This is a genomic window from Bacillus sp. V33-4 (genome assembly GCF_002860225.1).
GTDB classification, from domain to species: Bacteria; Bacillota; Bacilli; order Bacillales; family Cytobacillaceae; genus Bacillus_BJ; species Bacillus_BJ canaveralius.
The window spans coordinates 1-15,590 of sequence record NZ_PGVC01000070.1 but is presented as its reverse complement, the minus strand read 5'-3'; the positions used below and the strand labels follow the sequence as shown (position 1 = coordinate 15,590).

18 protein-coding genes are annotated in these 15,590 nt (G+C 41.9%); 15 read left to right on the top strand and 3 right to left on the bottom strand.

Annotated elements, in window-relative coordinates; genetic code table 11:
* The first annotated feature begins 134 nt into the window (after positions 1-134).
* The 6 genes from CVD23_RS20465 (at position 135) to ptsP (ending at position 5,607) form a co-directional block, all read left to right on the top strand.
* A complete protein-coding gene (locus CVD23_RS20465) occupies positions 135-1,376 on the top strand; it encodes an IS91 family transposase (protein ID WP_180955744.1) in 1,242 nt (413 codons plus the stop codon).
* Positions 1,351-1,602 carry a hypothetical protein gene (locus tag CVD23_RS20460; RefSeq protein WP_257988615.1) on the top strand — a complete coding sequence of 84 codons (252 nt, stop codon included), beginning with the start codon at positions 1,351-1,353 and terminating at the stop codon, positions 1,600-1,602. Before CVD23_RS20465 ends, CVD23_RS20460 begins: the two co-directional genes overlap by 26 nt.
* Positions 1,603-1,836: 234 nt before the next feature.
* Positions 1,837-2,583 (top strand): glucose 1-dehydrogenase, encoded by a 747-nt coding sequence (locus CVD23_RS20455; protein WP_101667019.1) that lies wholly within the window; start codon positions 1,837-1,839, stop codon positions 2,581-2,583.
* 437 nt (positions 2,584-3,020) lie between these two features.
* Positions 3,021-3,311 carry a hypothetical protein gene (locus CVD23_RS20450; protein WP_101578222.1) on the top strand — a complete coding sequence of 97 codons (291 nt, stop codon included), beginning with the start codon at positions 3,021-3,023 and terminating at the stop codon, positions 3,309-3,311.
* A gap of 314 nt (positions 3,312-3,625) precedes the next feature.
* Complete coding sequence (locus CVD23_RS20445; protein WP_101578220.1) at positions 3,626-3,892, top strand: phosphocarrier protein HPr; 267 nt, start codon at positions 3,626-3,628, stop codon at positions 3,890-3,892.
* On the top strand, positions 3,892-5,607 hold the full coding sequence (gene ptsP, locus CVD23_RS20440; RefSeq protein ID WP_101667018.1) for a phosphoenolpyruvate--protein phosphotransferase: 1,716 nt from the start codon (positions 3,892-3,894) through the stop codon (positions 5,605-5,607). Before CVD23_RS20445 ends, ptsP begins: the two co-directional genes overlap by 1 nt.
* Positions 5,608-5,883: 276 nt before the next feature.
* Here ptsP and CVD23_RS21685 read toward each other — a convergent pair whose 3' ends face one another.
* Entirely contained in the window at positions 5,884-6,084 is a 201-nt protein-coding gene (locus tag CVD23_RS21685) for a hypothetical protein (protein ID WP_142382915.1), read from the bottom strand.
* A gap of 477 nt (positions 6,085-6,561) precedes the next feature.
* Here CVD23_RS21685 and CVD23_RS22130 point away from each other — a divergent pair, with 477 nt between their 5' ends.
* The 9 genes from CVD23_RS22130 (at position 6,562) to CVD23_RS20400 (ending at position 13,497) form a co-directional block, all read left to right on the top strand.
* Entirely contained in the window at positions 6,562-6,735 is a 174-nt protein-coding gene (locus CVD23_RS22130) for a hypothetical protein (protein WP_180955743.1), read from the top strand.
* 14 nt (positions 6,736-6,749) lie between these two features.
* Entirely contained in the window at positions 6,750-7,211 is a 462-nt protein-coding gene (locus CVD23_RS20435; protein WP_101667017.1) for a cytochrome c oxidase subunit II, read from the top strand.
* 18 nt (positions 7,212-7,229) lie between these two features.
* A complete protein-coding gene (locus CVD23_RS20430; protein WP_101667016.1) occupies positions 7,230-8,915 on the top strand; it encodes a cbb3-type cytochrome c oxidase subunit I in 1,686 nt (561 codons plus the stop codon).
* 70 nt (positions 8,916-8,985) lie between these two features.
* Entirely contained in the window at positions 8,986-9,621 is a 636-nt protein-coding gene (locus CVD23_RS20425; RefSeq protein ID WP_101667015.1) for an SCO family protein, read from the top strand.
* Between the two features lie 3 nt (positions 9,622-9,624).
* The gene (locus CVD23_RS20420; RefSeq protein WP_101667014.1) at positions 9,625-10,182 is read left to right on the top strand and encodes a hypothetical protein; all 558 of its coding nucleotides are present in this window, start codon (positions 9,625-9,627) and stop codon (positions 10,180-10,182) included.
* A gap of 264 nt (positions 10,183-10,446) precedes the next feature.
* Positions 10,447-11,151 (top strand): ABC transporter ATP-binding protein, encoded by a 705-nt coding sequence (locus CVD23_RS20415; protein ID WP_101667021.1) that lies wholly within the window; start codon positions 10,447-10,449, stop codon positions 11,149-11,151.
* Positions 11,148-11,894 (top strand): ABC transporter permease, encoded by a 747-nt coding sequence (locus CVD23_RS20410; RefSeq protein WP_101667013.1) that lies wholly within the window; start codon positions 11,148-11,150, stop codon positions 11,892-11,894. Before CVD23_RS20415 ends, CVD23_RS20410 begins: the two co-directional genes overlap by 4 nt.
* Positions 11,895-11,969: 75 nt before the next feature.
* Positions 11,970-12,500 (top strand): PadR family transcriptional regulator, encoded by a 531-nt coding sequence (locus CVD23_RS20405; RefSeq protein ID WP_101667012.1) that lies wholly within the window; start codon positions 11,970-11,972, stop codon positions 12,498-12,500.
* Between the two features lie 121 nt (positions 12,501-12,621).
* On the top strand, positions 12,622-13,497 hold the full coding sequence (locus CVD23_RS20400) for an NAD(P)-dependent oxidoreductase (RefSeq protein WP_101667011.1): 876 nt from the start codon (positions 12,622-12,624) through the stop codon (positions 13,495-13,497).
* Positions 13,498-13,558: 61 nt separating this feature from the next.
* On the opposite strand, the gene CVD23_RS20395 is transcribed toward CVD23_RS20400, so the two are convergent.
* Both CVD23_RS20395 and CVD23_RS20390 read right to left on the bottom strand, forming a co-directional pair.
* On the bottom strand, positions 13,559-14,713 hold the full coding sequence (locus tag CVD23_RS20395; RefSeq protein ID WP_101667010.1) for an aminotransferase A: 1,155 nt from the start codon (positions 14,711-14,713) through the stop codon (positions 13,559-13,561).
* Between the two features lie 263 nt (positions 14,714-14,976).
* Entirely contained in the window at positions 14,977-15,192 is a 216-nt protein-coding gene (locus tag CVD23_RS20390; protein WP_245917489.1) for a hypothetical protein, read from the bottom strand.
* Positions 15,193-15,590 lie beyond the last annotated feature (398 nt).

Here is a 15,590-nt window from a genome sequence, read left to right as displayed (position 1 = left end):
TGATTTTTATTCCATTTTTTCATCCTTGACTTTTTCATAGATTTTTTGTGCAACGCTAGTGAGGAAATTATAAAATTCTCGACTTGTGGACAACTGTTCGGTAAAATGTTCCTATATTTATGAGGAGAATTGTTATGAGTAAACAAAAAAGCGGGCTCATTAAACGGATACTAAAGGATCATTTCGATGGGTTTTGGAAATTGAATGCTTACCGGTTTCCGAAGTCTTATCAAGCCGATATTAAAGAAACCGTTGAGAAAGCGATGCGTTGTGGGACGACTGATTTAGGCTATTCTCGATATGAATGTTTAGGATGCGAAGGAACTCCCAAGCCTGTTTTTGTATGTTTTACTTGTAAGAGTCGTTTTTGTCATAAGTGTGGTAAGAAGTATACGGATGACTGGTCAGATAGCCAACAGGAAAAGATCTTTGATGTACCTCATCGCCATATGGTCTTTACGATACCCAAGGAATTGAGAAAGGTCTTTTTTGAAGACCGCAAAAAATTAAATGAATTAAGCAAACAGGTCGCTCAGGTTTTTCAGTATCACTATCAAAAGAGAAGCAAAAAGCGAAATTTAACCGCCGGAGTGATTACGGTGATCCACACCTTTGGTCGGGATCTGAAATTCAACCCCCATATTCATGCTTTGGTAACAGAAGGGGCATTGGACAACCAGAATGAGTGGGTGAGAAGTGAATTCATCCCTTATGAATATCTGAGGAAGTCATGGCAGAAGGTGTTGCTGGATTTAATCAAAAAGTGGTTCCCCGACAATCGGGAAGCTTCCAAATTAATCAATGACCTGTATCGAAGATATCCAAAAGGATTCTATGTAAATGCCGAACGAAAAATGAAAAATGCCAAAGGGGCCGCAAAATATATAGGGAGGTACTTGGCAAGACCTGCAATTGCGGAATATCGGATAGAAGCGTACGACGGAAAAATCGTTCGATTCTGGTATGAAGACCATAAAACCGGAAAGAGAGTAGATGAAACACTACCTGTATACCAGTTTTTATTTAACTTGCTTCAGCACATCTGTCCTAAGCATTTTCGAATGGTTCAGCGTTTTGGTTTGTACAGCCGAAGAACCTACCAAAAAGCGATGACAGTGTTAAGTTTGTATGCCTTTATGAGAACGAAACAACTGTCACTTTTATTGGAGAGAAAAAAGAGAAAGAAAACATATAGGCAACGAATGATCGAGGCATTCGATCAGGATCCCTTTCTATGTCCTTATTGCCATCGTAAGATGGACTTGGTAGAGATATGGCATGCCGACTATGGATACCTGTATCATTATATGGAGGATATGGAATGTGTAAAAAGCAGGAGGCCATATAAGAATGACAAAAAACAACGAGCCGGATGAATTGAATAAAGAGTTTTTAAGAAGGCTGAATGAAGAAGATCCGTTTGGGTTCGATGAGGAAATCAAGACCATTTTGTTTGTCTGTGCACAGTGCGGGGAGGAAGACGACGTCCCTGAATTTGTCGTACAGGAATTTCAAGTCGATAAAAGAGGAAATAAAGACGTCGAAACAGTTTGCCCTAGTTGTGGGGGTACGATGCGCAGGGCGAGAATAAATCCCAAGTGATTTTCACCTCACTCGGGACGGTATTATAGTCGCGCTAGCGATTTTGTTCTTGCAGAGAGCCACTGAATCCCTCTATTAAACTTTGTTATAGAGGAGAGTTTGTGATAGCCGCAAATCCTAAAGATGATTCCGGCGAAGCATCTGCTTTTAATCTTTAGCGCTTATTGGCTAAAATAAATGGTAAAGGGAAATGGTAAACGAAAAGTTTTTATGAAAGCATAGGAGGAGATAGCGTTGACAGCTTTTGAGAACAAGATTGTCATTGTTACTGGTGGTTCACACGGAATTGGCAAAGGAGTGGCCACGGCATTTGCCGAGAAGGGAGCTTCTGTGATCATCGCTGATGTGGATGAAGAGAGCGGCGAAACAGTGGAAAGAGCGCTTCGAAGCAAACACTTTAAAGCGCATTTCATTAGAACAGATGTTAAAAATGAGGAAAGTGTCAGGACATTAGTGAATAAGACAATTGAAAAATATGCTGCGGTTGATATTTTAATTAATAATGCCGGCATTTCAAAGTTCCATTCTTTTTTTGAGATGACGTTGGATGATTGGAATGAAGTAATCGATACAAACCTGAAAAGTGTTTTTTTGTGTTCAAGGGAGGCGGCAAAGCATATGAAAGAATCAGGCGGGAGCATCGTCAATATTGCTTCGACGAGAGCTTTTATGTCGGAGCCCGATACCGAAGCTTACTCTGCTTCCAAAGGAGGCATCATTGCCTTAACAAGATCGCTGGCAAGAACATTGAGCCCTTACAGGATTAGAGTCAACTCAATTAGTCCAGGTTGGATTGAAGTAAATGATTACGAGGGCTTACGTGACACTGACCATGAACAGCATTTATCCAAACGAGTGGGCAAACCTGCGGATATCGGAAAAGGTTGTTTATATTTAGCCGATCCCGCAAACGACTTTGTCACCGGTGAAAATATTATCATTGATGGGGGAATGACACGGAAGATGATTTATGAAGAATAGCCACAGGGACAAGAGAAAGGGTATGATTTTTCAATCATATCCATCTCTTCACTGCGGCGATTCGGGCTGATATATAAAATATAAGCTTGACCCGTGTTTGACTCTCTACTCTTACCATTAATTTTCAAATCTTAAAAGTACCAGGCAGAGGTTTACGAAATTGAAAGCGGAAAGGTTCTTCTTTCCGATATTTCATTTGATCACCCAACACTGTGTAAATTAATGTAAACCTATTTGCTAATCAGAGCGTTCACGGTAAGTCTATGAATAGGCAATGCCAAAATAGCAAATGTTTTCAGGTCGAAAAGGGATTTAACGCTTTAGTAAAGAAATATAAGTTAAACAGATTGCAAAATTCACAATGCGAAATCAGCAGAAGCATATATATCACTTTTCTTCATATACATGGAACAATTTAATGAAAGAAGGGGAGCGCTGTGAAAATAGAAGTGGAGCGGGCTTTAAGGGTTAAATCATTGTCCAACGATATTCTTGAACAGCTTCTTGAGGATCGGATTAGCTTTAAAGAGAAAGACTTGCGGAATGCAGTTGAATTATTGGCGAGATCAGTACAGGATCTGACCAATCTTTACGTCGGTGTGGAAGAAGACCATGTCAGTACCTTAAAGGCGACAATTATGAAAATGAAAATTTGCCATAATACCCTTTATTATGGAAAGAGTAAAGAAAGTTTGGAAAATGAAAACGCTTCACTAAAAAAGTTTTGAAAAATTGTTGAATAATCGCGCATTTCCATTGTCGAGAAAGGGCGGAAATGCTATTCTTTTGATGAGATGGCAGTTGTCTAATAATAGTATTTACAACTTATAAAGTTTGTTTGAACAGATACATGTTCATAGAAGTAATGGTAAAAATAAAACGGTGTGGCAGGATATTCTAAATAAGCAAGCAAAAATCTTTTTAATTTTCCGCCAATTAAGCGTTTAGTTGACTAAAAACGCTTAATTGTTTAAGTTAATGAGACAAACCATCTTTATATACAGGTGTTTATTTTATTTATCAAAAAGGAGTTTGATTTCTAATGGTCGAAAAACAATTTAAAGTAACAGCTGAAACGGGTATTCATGCTCGTCCAGCAACTCTTTTAGTACAAGCTGCAAGCAAGTTTGATTCCGAGGTTCATCTTGAATACAAAGATAAAAAGGTAAACTTAAAGTCAATTATGGGTGTTATGTCTCTTGGTGTAGGCCAGGGTGCGGATATTAAAATCAGTGCTGAAGGAAGCGATGAAGCAGATGCACTGAAAACACTTGAAGATACATTGAAAAGAGAAGGTCTTGCTGAATAATGAACTTTTTAAATGGTATTGCTGCATCAAGCGGCATTGCAATTGCAAAGGCTTACCGGCTGGTAGAGCCTGATTTAACCTTTACCAAAAAAACGGTCGAGGATACCGGGCTTGAAATAGAACGCTTCCAAAATGCTTTAAATACAGCTAAACATGAGCTTGAGCAAATTCGTGACCGTGCCAACATAGAGCTTGGAGCAGATAAAGCGGCTATTTTTGACGCTCATTTGCTTGTATTAAGTGACCCTGAATTAATTTCACCGATCGAAGATAAGATTAAAACGGATAAAGTGAACGCGGAACCTGCTCTGCAGGAAACTGCCGACATGTTCATTTCCATGTTTGAATCGATGGACAATGAATATATGAAAGAACGGGCTGCTGATATTCGTGATGTAACAAAGCGGGTGCTTTCCCATTTGCTGCAAGTTCAAATGGCGAGCCCGAGCATGATTAATGAAGAGGTTATTGTCGTAGCTGAAGATTTAACACCTTCTGATACTGCGCAATTAAACCGTCAATTCGTAAAAGGCTTTACAACAGACATTGGCGGTAGAACATCCCATTCAGCGATTATGGCAAGGTCAATGGAAATACCGGCAGTAGTAGGTACAAAAAAGGCAACAGACGTTATTAAAAATAGCGATATAGTGATTGTGGATGGTTTAAAGGGAGAAGTACATATTAACCCTTCCCAGGAATTGATTGAAGACTATAAAAGAGTCCAGCAAGACTTTGAAAATCAAAAAGCTGAATGGGCAAAACTAGTCAATGAAAAATCATTTTCTGCTGACGGCCACCATGTTGAACTTGCAGCTAACATCGGCACACCTAAAGATCTTAAAGGTGTGAAAGCCAATGGCGGTGAAGGAATCGGCTTGTATCGTACCGAGTTCCTTTACATGGGTCGAGACCAGCTTCCAACAGAAGAAGAACAATTTGAGTCCTACAAAGCAGTGCTGGAAGGCATGGAAGGAAAACCTGTAGTTGTGCGGACGCTTGATATCGGCGGAGATAAAGAGCTTCCTTATTTAGACCTTCCAAAGGAAATGAACCCATTTCTTGGTTTCCGGGCGATTCGGCTGTGTCTGGAAGAACAGGACTTGTTCAGGACTCAGCTGCGTGCATTGCTCCGATCCAGTGTATATGGGAATCTGAAAATCATGTTCCCGATGATCTCTACTTTGCAGGAATTCAGATCCGCGAAAGCTGTATTGGAAGAAGAACGAGCAGCCCTTCTTTCGAAAGGAACCCGGGTCGCTGAGAACATTGAACTTGGAATCATGGTTGAAATTCCATCAACCGCTGTGCTTGCTGACCAATTCGCCAAGGAAGTCGACTTCTTCAGCATCGGCACGAATGATTTAATCCAGTATACAATGGCCGCTGACCGCATGAATGAGCGTGTTTCTTATCTATACCAGCCGTATAACCCGGCGATCTTGCGCCTCATCAAAATGGTGATTGATGCAGCCCATAAAGAAGGAAAATGGGCCGGAATGTGCGGGGAGATGGCTGGCGATGAACTGGCGATTCCAATTTTGCTCGGTCTGGGACTCGACGAATTTTCGATGAGTGCCACCTCGATTCTTAAAGCGCGTTCACAGTTGCGCCGTTTAAACAAACAAGAGATGGAAGAGCTTGCAGGCAAGGTTCTGCAAATGAGCACAACAGAAGAAGTGGTTGAGGCTGTAAAGGCTGCGACCGACTTGTAAATCATTTTTAAATGTTTGATCTTGATATAGACGGGTAAAGAAAGAATGGCACTTTAGTGAAGCTGAAGTTCGCTAATCATTCTCATTTTCCCCCTTGTGGCCGGCTGGGTATCCAGCCGGTTTTTTTTATGGATAAGAACGTATAAAATTTTGGGTCTGCCACAGTCATTTGGACTGTGGTATTTTCAGTGTGCCGGCACTAGGGCTTATGAGCGCCTGCGGGGTCTCCCCTGCTCCGTACTCGACGGCACTGAACAAGAGCCGTTTACAGTAAAATTACTGCTGAACTTGGTTGTTGATTTGCGCTCCCGGAGCTTCGCTTTCCGCGGGCGGTACGGGGAGCCTCCTCGTCGCCTCCGGCGCCTGCGGGGTCTCCCCTGTTCCGTACTCCCGCAGGAGTCTGCACACGCCTTCCGCTCCAGCAGGCAGTGTTAACAATCCGATGTTAGCTGCTCTGAAGTGTAATCTTGTCCGCATGTTAGCGATTTTGTTTTATCATTCAATTTCAAAGTTGTTTTATTGCTAACTAATCGATTTAGCCACTCTGAAGGGTAATCTTGTCCATATGTTAGCTATTTTATTTACTTCGCCAGATGAATCTGCGAGAGAAACCAGCCTGAACAATTCAAATTCCAATATATCACCGGCTGCCATGCAAACTGTCACCAAAACAATACCTCATTTCTCTCCACAACGTGTCTAATCCTAATTGCGATTAGGCACTTTTTTTTATAAAAGATATGTCCAACCCATTTTTTGATTAACCCCCTATTTGTCAAAATAAGTACAAATTTTCATTAGATATAACAGTTGAAACCATTGATAGCAATGGATTTTCTGACATTTTTAGAGTGTTTTTTCACCGAGGGAATTTTTCCTGTGATTTGTCTCACTACAGTGATTCTCATTTGCAACTATGATGAAGGTGAACAAACCAAAGGGGGGAATTTTCTAATGAAAGCTACAAATGTTAGTTCTCAGGACGAAGTCCAAAACAAGCATGTGAACGCCCAGCCCGATGCAAACACATCTTCAAAGGTGGGGACGTGGATTTCCGTTGCTGTCGTTGGGGCAGTCATCCTTGGTACGTACATTGTCTTATACGGTTTATATATGGCTAGGGTATAGGAGGAGGAAGTGAAATGCATTTAGACGAAAAGATATGGTTAGTCTTAAGCTTCGGAATGATCATGGTTTTTATGATATTTACAGGATATCAAGCAGTTGCTTTGGAAATGGGCCCACCGAGTCATAAAGAAACGATCGACCCGAAAAAAGTCAATCAAACGGCTCCATTTAATCAGCCAGGGGTAAAACAAATTGGCGAAAATGAATATGAAGTGGTGATGACGATGCAAATCTTCAGCTTTGCGCCAATGGATATTGAAATTCCTGCTGGATCTACCGTGCATTTCACATTGACTTCAAAAGACGTTGTGCATGGTTTCCAAGTGGCCAATACGAACATCAACGCAATGGTCATGCCGGGCCATATTCAAAAAATCACGCAAAAATTTGATGAGCCGGGTGAGTATTTAGTTTTATGCAATGAGTACTGTGGTGCGGGACACCAGGCAATGAGCACAAAAATTACAGTCAAGTAATAAAGGGGGGAAAGGAAAGTGGAAACCGCTTTAAACACAAAATCATTTAAACAAAAAGCAAATCAAGCTTTAGGAATTAGCCTCGAAGATGCCAGAGTCGCGAAATCATATTTATCTGTTGCCTTTATCGCATTACTGCTGGGCGGATTCCTGGGGTTACTGCAAGGCTTAAACCGTGCGGGTGTGTTAGATTTGCCGTTATGGCTGAATTATTATCAAGTCCTGACCGCGCATGGCTTACTGTTAGTTGTCGTGTTATCAGCTTTCTTTACAATCGGTTATTTCTATGCCGGACTTTCCCATACATTAGGCGGCCTGCTGCCTAAAGTACGGAAAATCGCCTGGGTTGGCTTCTGGACGAAAATTCTCGGCTTTGTCCTCGTTGTGATTCCGATCCTAATGAATGAAGCTTCTGTCATGTATACGTTTTATCCGCCAATGGCGGCACATCCAATGTTTTACTTCGGATTAACCTTGATTGTATTGGGTGTCTGGATGCTGTCGGCTGGGGCATTTATTCAAGTGGCAAACTGGCGTAAAAATCATAAAGGTCAACATGTTCCGATTCTTGCTTTCTTTGCAACCGGGGTATTTATCCTCTTAGTTGGCGCAACAGCTTTTGTTGCCGTAGAAGTAGTTTTTATGATTATTCCATGGACTCTCGGATGGGTGGATGGAATTAACGTCCTTCTCGCCCGTACACTTTTCTGGGCATTTGGACATACAGCGGTAAACATTTGGTATTTAACAGCTATTTCTGCATGGTATGTGATTGTACCAAAGGTTATTGGCGGCTATCGCTGGAATGACTTATTAACTCGTATGGTTGTAGTCCCATTAGTCATCATGAACATTACTGGCGGATTTCACCATCAAATTATTGACCCGGGTATCTCGGAATCAATTAAATATATGCACGTGTTTATGAGTTTAGCAATCGGATTCCCTTCGTTAATGACAGCATATGCAATGTTTAGAGTTTTTGAGAAGACAGCGAGACAGAAAGGCGGAAGAGGCTTCATTGGCTGGTACAAAAAAATGCCTTGGGGCGACGTACGCTTCTTGGCTCCGTTCATTGCCATGGTTGCCTTCATTCCAGCAGGTGCAGGCGGAATTGTGCAAAGCACAAACCAATTGGACCAGGTTATTCACAATACGATGTGGGTTGTCGGGCACTTCCACTTAACGTTGGGGATGTCTGTCGTAATGACCTTTTTCGGAATTAGCTATTGGTTAGTACCATATCTGTCAAAACGGGTGCTAACACCTAAAATGAACAAATTAGGTGTGGTTCAGACCATCATCTGGACGATCGGGATGGTGATTATGTCCCTGTCCATGCACACTGCCGGCCTGCTTGGTTCACCGCGAAGAACTTCTTTTACAACCTATGGAAACTTTGCCGAAACACTGGGCTGGAATCCATTGATGGCCGCTGTCGGCATTGGGGCGACATTATTGCTGATTGCCGTTGTCATTCAAGTGTATGCTGTGTTTAATCTCATGTTCTTCGCGCCAAAAGGCGAAACAGAGTTCCCGATTGCTGAAGAGGAACCGGGAGCAGCGAAAACACCATATTGGACAGAACGCTGGGGCATTTGGGTTGTCGTCATGTTGCTCGTCATCTCGATGGCGTATGTTCTGCCGATTGTTGACATGATCGTAAATGCACCACCAGGATCACCGCCATTCAAAACTTGGTAACGATATGAGATAGCTCATCTATTAGGGCTATCTCTTTCGAACTATAAAAGACTTGTAGGAAGTGATCTCCGTGATCAAAAATCGACTAACTGCATTCTCGTGTCTTACAGTTTTGGTATTTGGCATCGTGTTGTTTTTTATAGGCACTGATGGCTTTACCGCCTTTACAGCTGAAACGGCAAGAGTCACCCAACTGATTGAGGATCAGCCTGAATTCCCTCGGGATGTAACCTTTGAGGATAGTGAAGGGCGGACTTATGAAATTGCAATGTTTGAAGACAAATACGTATTTATCACCTTTATTTATACGGGCTGTACGACCGTTTGTATTCAAATTGAGCAAAACATGGCTCAAGTTTACGAGAAGTTACCTAACGAATATTTAGGAGACGAGATTGTTTTCTTAAGTATCAGCTTTGACCCAACGAGAGATGATCCAGCTAGATTAGATGAGTATAAAAATTTATTTAATAGTGACGGGGAAACATGGAGGATGGCAAGAATCCCTGATCAGGCGCAGTTAGAGTCATTGCTGGATAAGTTCGGAGTCACGGTCATTCCGGACGGAAATGGCAACTTTGCGCATAATGCAGCATTCTATCTGGTCGATGGGAGCGGTACTTTAGTTGATGTCATGGATTATATGGATATTGATGCAGCTGCTGACAAATTAGCCAATCTTCTTGAAACAGGCAAGGGGGAGTAATCGATGGGACAATTTATCTTCGGATTCGTGGTGTTAATCGGGTTAATGCTTCCTCCTGTTGCAAATTTAATGGAGTCCATCATGATCGTTCACATGCATATGCAAATGCCAATGCTCGTGATCGCAGGTTTTTTTATGGCACGGTTACTTCAGAAAATGTTCCCCACTGTTTTTGAAAAATATAATCAAAACGGGGTTCCTGGAATGCTCTTATTTACGATTATTATCGCGTACTGGATGCTCCCGCGGACAATGGATGAGGCATTGACACAACAAAGTGTGGAGATTTTTAAATTTATTAGTCTGCCATTTTTAGCCGGGGTTCCATTACGGGATAGTTGGAAAAAACTTGGCTCAAACGGCAGAAACGGTATCATTATCCTTTTTACGGTTTTATTTTTGGCTATGGGATGGTTGTATATCCAGGCAAATGCACAATTGTGCAATAACTATCTAGTCATTGACCAGATGATCCTTGGCTGGGGATATATGACGATGGCAATCTGTATGCTCATCTACTTGATCTATGTATTTATTGTTGACCCCTCACAATATGAATAAAAATGAAGAATCTAGTTAACAGGATGGACTGGACTTGTATTTCTATAAAATAGATTAAGAAACGGAACAAACCTTAAGTGCGAATTTAGAGAGGATCATAGAGAGTAATCATACAGTTTTGGTGGTAATGCCTGAGCACGCAGGTAAATATTTTCTAAAGTTGTTGTTTACTTTGTATATTCGATCATTTATGATGTAATTAAACTTACTTATTCAACGTTGACTATTCAAGTTTGTATAATAAAGGAGGAAGAAGTATTGAGTATGATTCAAGCAGAACAGATTAAGAAAAAGTATGGCGATCGGCTTGTCATCAAAGGAATTAATCTTGATGTGCAAAAGAATCAAATTTTAGCTGTGATCGGACCGAATGGAGCCGGGAAATCGACGATTCTTGAAATCGTCATCGGCCTCCGCTCTTACGACGCAGGCCGCATCAAGTACTGGAGCGGCAATTACAAATCGCAAATGGGTGTTCAGCTTCAATCTGTGCCGTTTTTTCCAGGGCTGTCTGCCAAACAAAACTTGCAGCTTTTTGCGGCATTCTATCACAAAAAGCTGTCAGCCAACAAAGCAGTAGCCATCCTGGAAGAATGTGGCCTGAAAGAAGCAGCAAACACAGAAGCGGCAAAACTGTCCGGCGGCCAACAAAAAAGATTGGCCATTGCCGCTTCACTTGTACATGATCCGGAAATTGTATTTCTTGATGAACCGACGTCAGCGCTCGATCCGAGATCACGCCAAGAAATTCATCATATTGTTAAAAAACTGTTTAATAACGGGAAAACAATTGTGTTTACATCTCATGATATGGATGAAGTAATGAAACTGGCGACGACAGTGGTGATGGTGAATGACGGACAGGTGATCGCACAAGGGCATGCCGAAGAGTTATGCCTGGCATACAATGTTCATCATTTGGAACAGTTATACTTGAAGTTGACCGAGAAAGAGGTTGATCATGCATGAAAGTGATTTTTAATTCTATGTTGGTCACAACGCTGCGGGATCGAATCACACTGTACTACTCATTATTATTCCCGATTGCTTTGCTGATCGGGCTGGACGTTTTTTTTGATGCTCAGCAGGTGATGGTCCGCATGCTTGCTTCCGTTACCGCGATCAGCACAGTTTTCTGGGGGATGCAAGGCATTGCATTCCAGGTTCATTGGCAGCGAAGCAGGGGTGTCTATAAGCTGTTAAAATTGACTCCAATGCCGATCGGCTCATTTATTTTTATGATGGTCATGGCCAGAACGGTTCTTGGGGTCGCCATAAACTCGATCGTTTGGTTCGTTGGCGTTGTGATGATTGATGTCGACGTCTCACTCCCGATGGTTGCTGCAACATTCGCACTGATTCTGGCGGGAACGGTTTGCTTCACAAGCATCGGGTTTGTCCTGGCCAATTTTGCGCGTAACGAAGCGCAAATCAATATGTATGCGAACATGATTCAAATTCCAATGATCTTTATGAGTGAAGCATTTTATCAGCTCGACAACGCACCTGACTGGGTTTCTGCCGTCGGCAACATACTGCCTTTTGAGCATTATGTGAAAGCGCTCGGCGGTGTGCTTGCGGGGGATTATGAGCATTTAATGTTTGGTCTGTTGATCACTGGCGGATTCATGCTGCTTGCCCTGTTATGCTCAATTACAACTTTTAAATGGGAGAACGAGCAGCAATTTGAGTTAAGGAGAAACGCTCAGTAGCGTTTATAGACTTGGTTTAAGCAGCTATGCTATACTTATACTCAACTTTGAATAATGAATGTTGGGGTGTATGTTTTGACTAGATTAATGGTCTTGGGCTTGCTGCGCATCAAACCGATGTCTGGATATGAAATTCAACAAATATTGGAAATAAGCCATACTGATTTATGGGCTGGAATTCTTCCCGGATCTATTTACCATGCACTTAAAAAAATGGAAAAAGAAGGATTGGTCGAAGTCGATACGATCGAACAAACGGGGCATAGAACAAAAGCGATTTATAAAATTACCGTTACAGGTGAGGAGGAGTTTTACCGGCTTGGCAAGGAGTCTCTGGAGGTATCTTCCGTTGTCCTGCCAAGTACGATGTACACGGCGATTAGCTTTGCAGATGAACTCAACAAAGATGATATCATTTCAGCAATCAGCAAGCAAAAAGCACAACTTCAAGAAATGCTTGAATTACAAAAGCGCGGTGAACGAGCAAAGCGTGACCATATGCCCATTGATGAAATCACCATGCTGACATTTGAAAATATTTATCAGCAGTACGAACTGCAGATTAACTATCTTAAAAAACTGTTGGCCATCTACGAGCAGAAATAAACAGGGTGGCCAGGATATTAACTGGCTGCCCCAAGGCATGGTGTGCTTCTGATCTGTATTTTACATTCTGAAGATTAATGCTAGAATAAGAGCAAATATCGTCGAGAGAGGGTTTTTGCAGATGTTGTCACCGGACCAAACTGTAATTGGCTTTATCGGACTCGGAGTAATGGGAAAAAGCATGGCCGGCCACCTGGCCAAGGCAGGCTATCCGCTTGTCGTTTATACAAGAACAAAGGAAAAGGCGACATCTTTACTTGATGAAGGAGCTGAATGGGCAAATTCCCCCAGGGGAGTAGCCGTAAAAGCCAATGTGATCATCACGATTGTCGGCTATCCGCATGATGTCGAGGAGGTTTATCTTGGTGAGGAAGGGATTCTCGCCAATAGCCGCGCAGGTACATACGTGATTGATATGACTACTTCCATGCCGTCTTTGGCGGTGAAGATTTATCAAGAAGCAAAAAAGCGGGGCATTCATGCGATTGACGCACCGGTTTCCGGTGGGGATATAGGTGCACGTGAAGCAAGACTTGCGATCATGGCAGGCGGCGATCGAGAAGCCTTCCTTGCCGTTGAGCCGATTCTCAATCTTCTTGGTCCTAATGTCGTTTATCAAGGTGATGCCGGGGCAGGCCAACACACGAAAATGTGCAACCAAATTGCGATCGCATCCAATATGATCGGGGTTTGCGAGGCGATTGTTTATGCGGAAAAAGCTGGCCTTGATCCAGAAACGGTTCTGAAGAGTATTTCTTCTGGAGCAGCGGGCAGCTGGTCCCTTTCCAATCTGGCACCTAGGATGATTAACGGAGATTTTGAACCGGGCTTCTATATTAAACATTTTATCAAGGATATGAATATTGCGTTAGAAGAAGCTGCGGCGCTGGGAATGGACACCCCTGGTTTAGCTTTGGCGAGGAGCCTTTATGTAAAACTGGCTGAACAGGGTGAGGAAAACAGCGGGACCCAGGCTCTTTATAAAAATTGGAAATAAAAAACGGCTCCGACACCGGAACCGTTTAAGCAAAATTTTTTAGAGGGGACCCGATCAAGGGTTACCCTCTGTTTTTTGTTAAATAATCCTGAAGACGGTTCAGCCCTTCTTCAAGTGTTTCAAGTGAATAAGCGTATGACAGGCGGAAATAGCCTTCGCCCAGTGACGAAAAAGCGCTGCCCGGAACAACGGCAACCTTCGCTTCCTCGACAAGTGACAATGCAAATTCAAATGAATTCGTATTAACATTGGGTATTTTTACGAAGAAGTAAAAAGCGCCATCAGGTTTGACGGTCTCCAAACCCATCGCGACAAGCCTATCATAAACATAATCGCGCCGTTTTCGGTATTCCTCTCTCATCGGTACAGAGTCATCCAGTCCGTTTGTTAGGGCTGCCAAAGCGGCTGCCTGGGAAATGGACGAGGCACAAGTAACGTTATATTGATGAACTTTAAGAATATGTGTCGTTATATACTCAGGGGCATAAAGCAGGCCAATTCGCCATCCGGTCATCGCATGTGATTTTGATAAACCATTAATCACAATTGTTTTGTCTTTTAAAAATTTCGCAATTGAAGCATGCGGTCTCTCAAAAACAAGCTCACTGTAAATTTCATCGGCAAGGACGAATATTTCTTTTTTCTCAAGCATGGCTGCAATATCATAAAGCTCCTGCTCATTCATGCTGACGCCGGTTGGATTTGACGGATAGGGTAGAACGATGCAGCGGGTCTTATCATTTATATATGGTTCAATCAATTCTGCTGTAAGCTTAAACTGATGTTCCCTCGTATCAATATAAACAGGCTTTGCGTCACACAAACGGACGATTGGTTCATACCCCGGATAAACTGGCCCCGGGAGAATGACTTCTGTCCCTTCCTCAAGAATTGTGCGAAAAGCAATATCAATCGCTTCACTGGCACCGGTTGTAACAATTACCTCTGACGAAGGATTGTAATCAACACTGTATTTTTTTTTATAAAAATCGGCAGCTGCCTCTCTTAATTCAAGCAGTCCTGCGTTATGGGTATAGGAAGTGAAATTATCATCAATCGCTTTTTTTCCGGCTTCCTTAACATGAGCAGGTGTTGAAAAGTCCGGTTGGCCGATCGTTAATGAGATCATGTCCTCTATACCTGCGACCATATTGAAAAATTTCCTGATTCCCGATATTTCAAGTTGTTTGACTCTGTTATTAATTAAATGCTCCACTATGTTCATCCTTCCCAAGAAGTTATCATTATTCTAACATGTTCCTTATGAATATTCATTTGAATTTCTCGAAAAAAAATAAACACCTTCTATTTGAAGGTGTAAACGAGGATATATTGATAATAAGTGTAACGGGCATTGCTCATGTACACTACGAGTTTTACCGTTCGGTTAATAAGCGAACATTGAGACTTGAGGGTCGCTGTTTTCAGACACTTCCGGGGAAGCTATATTTTTGATTTCATGAAGATACACCTTTGTTTTTAATATCCGTAATCCCAGTCAACTTCATCTTCGTGCCAAAATGCCGGGGCTACTGTTCCAAAGTCAATTACTTTGTTTTCAAGTTTGCAATTGCAATGTTCGCAGCCGCATTGTCTTTTAATTTCCTTGTACACAGATAACTCAACATCTTCAATGAATGTTACGGTATTGTCTTCCTTGTACAGAATGGCCGTACCTCTCATCTCTGATTGCACCTTCTTTTCTCATTAATAAAATGTTATTGTCCTTACGTTTGTATTGTATTCCGTTTTTGCAAACAGGTCTATAGGTTGTGATTTTGTTCACGAAATAGTCATGTTAATGCAATTTTTCTTTGCAAAATAAAGTAGCGATAACGAATTAAAATTTAAAAACTGCACTTCACAATAAGAGTGCAGTTTTTCTATATTCACTTTTGCTCATCATATCCAATTTGGATAGAGGTTTTCTAAAAGATTTGCAGAATTATAAGGAAAGCAAGGGCGAAGTGGGCAAGTGGGTATGAAAGGCTGCGCAGCAGAAAAATACAAGTCACTTTAAACATAAAAGTTGAATCAATTTCATAATTCCTTTTTTTAAAGAAACACAGACCTACAAAATTTAGTTTCTCTTT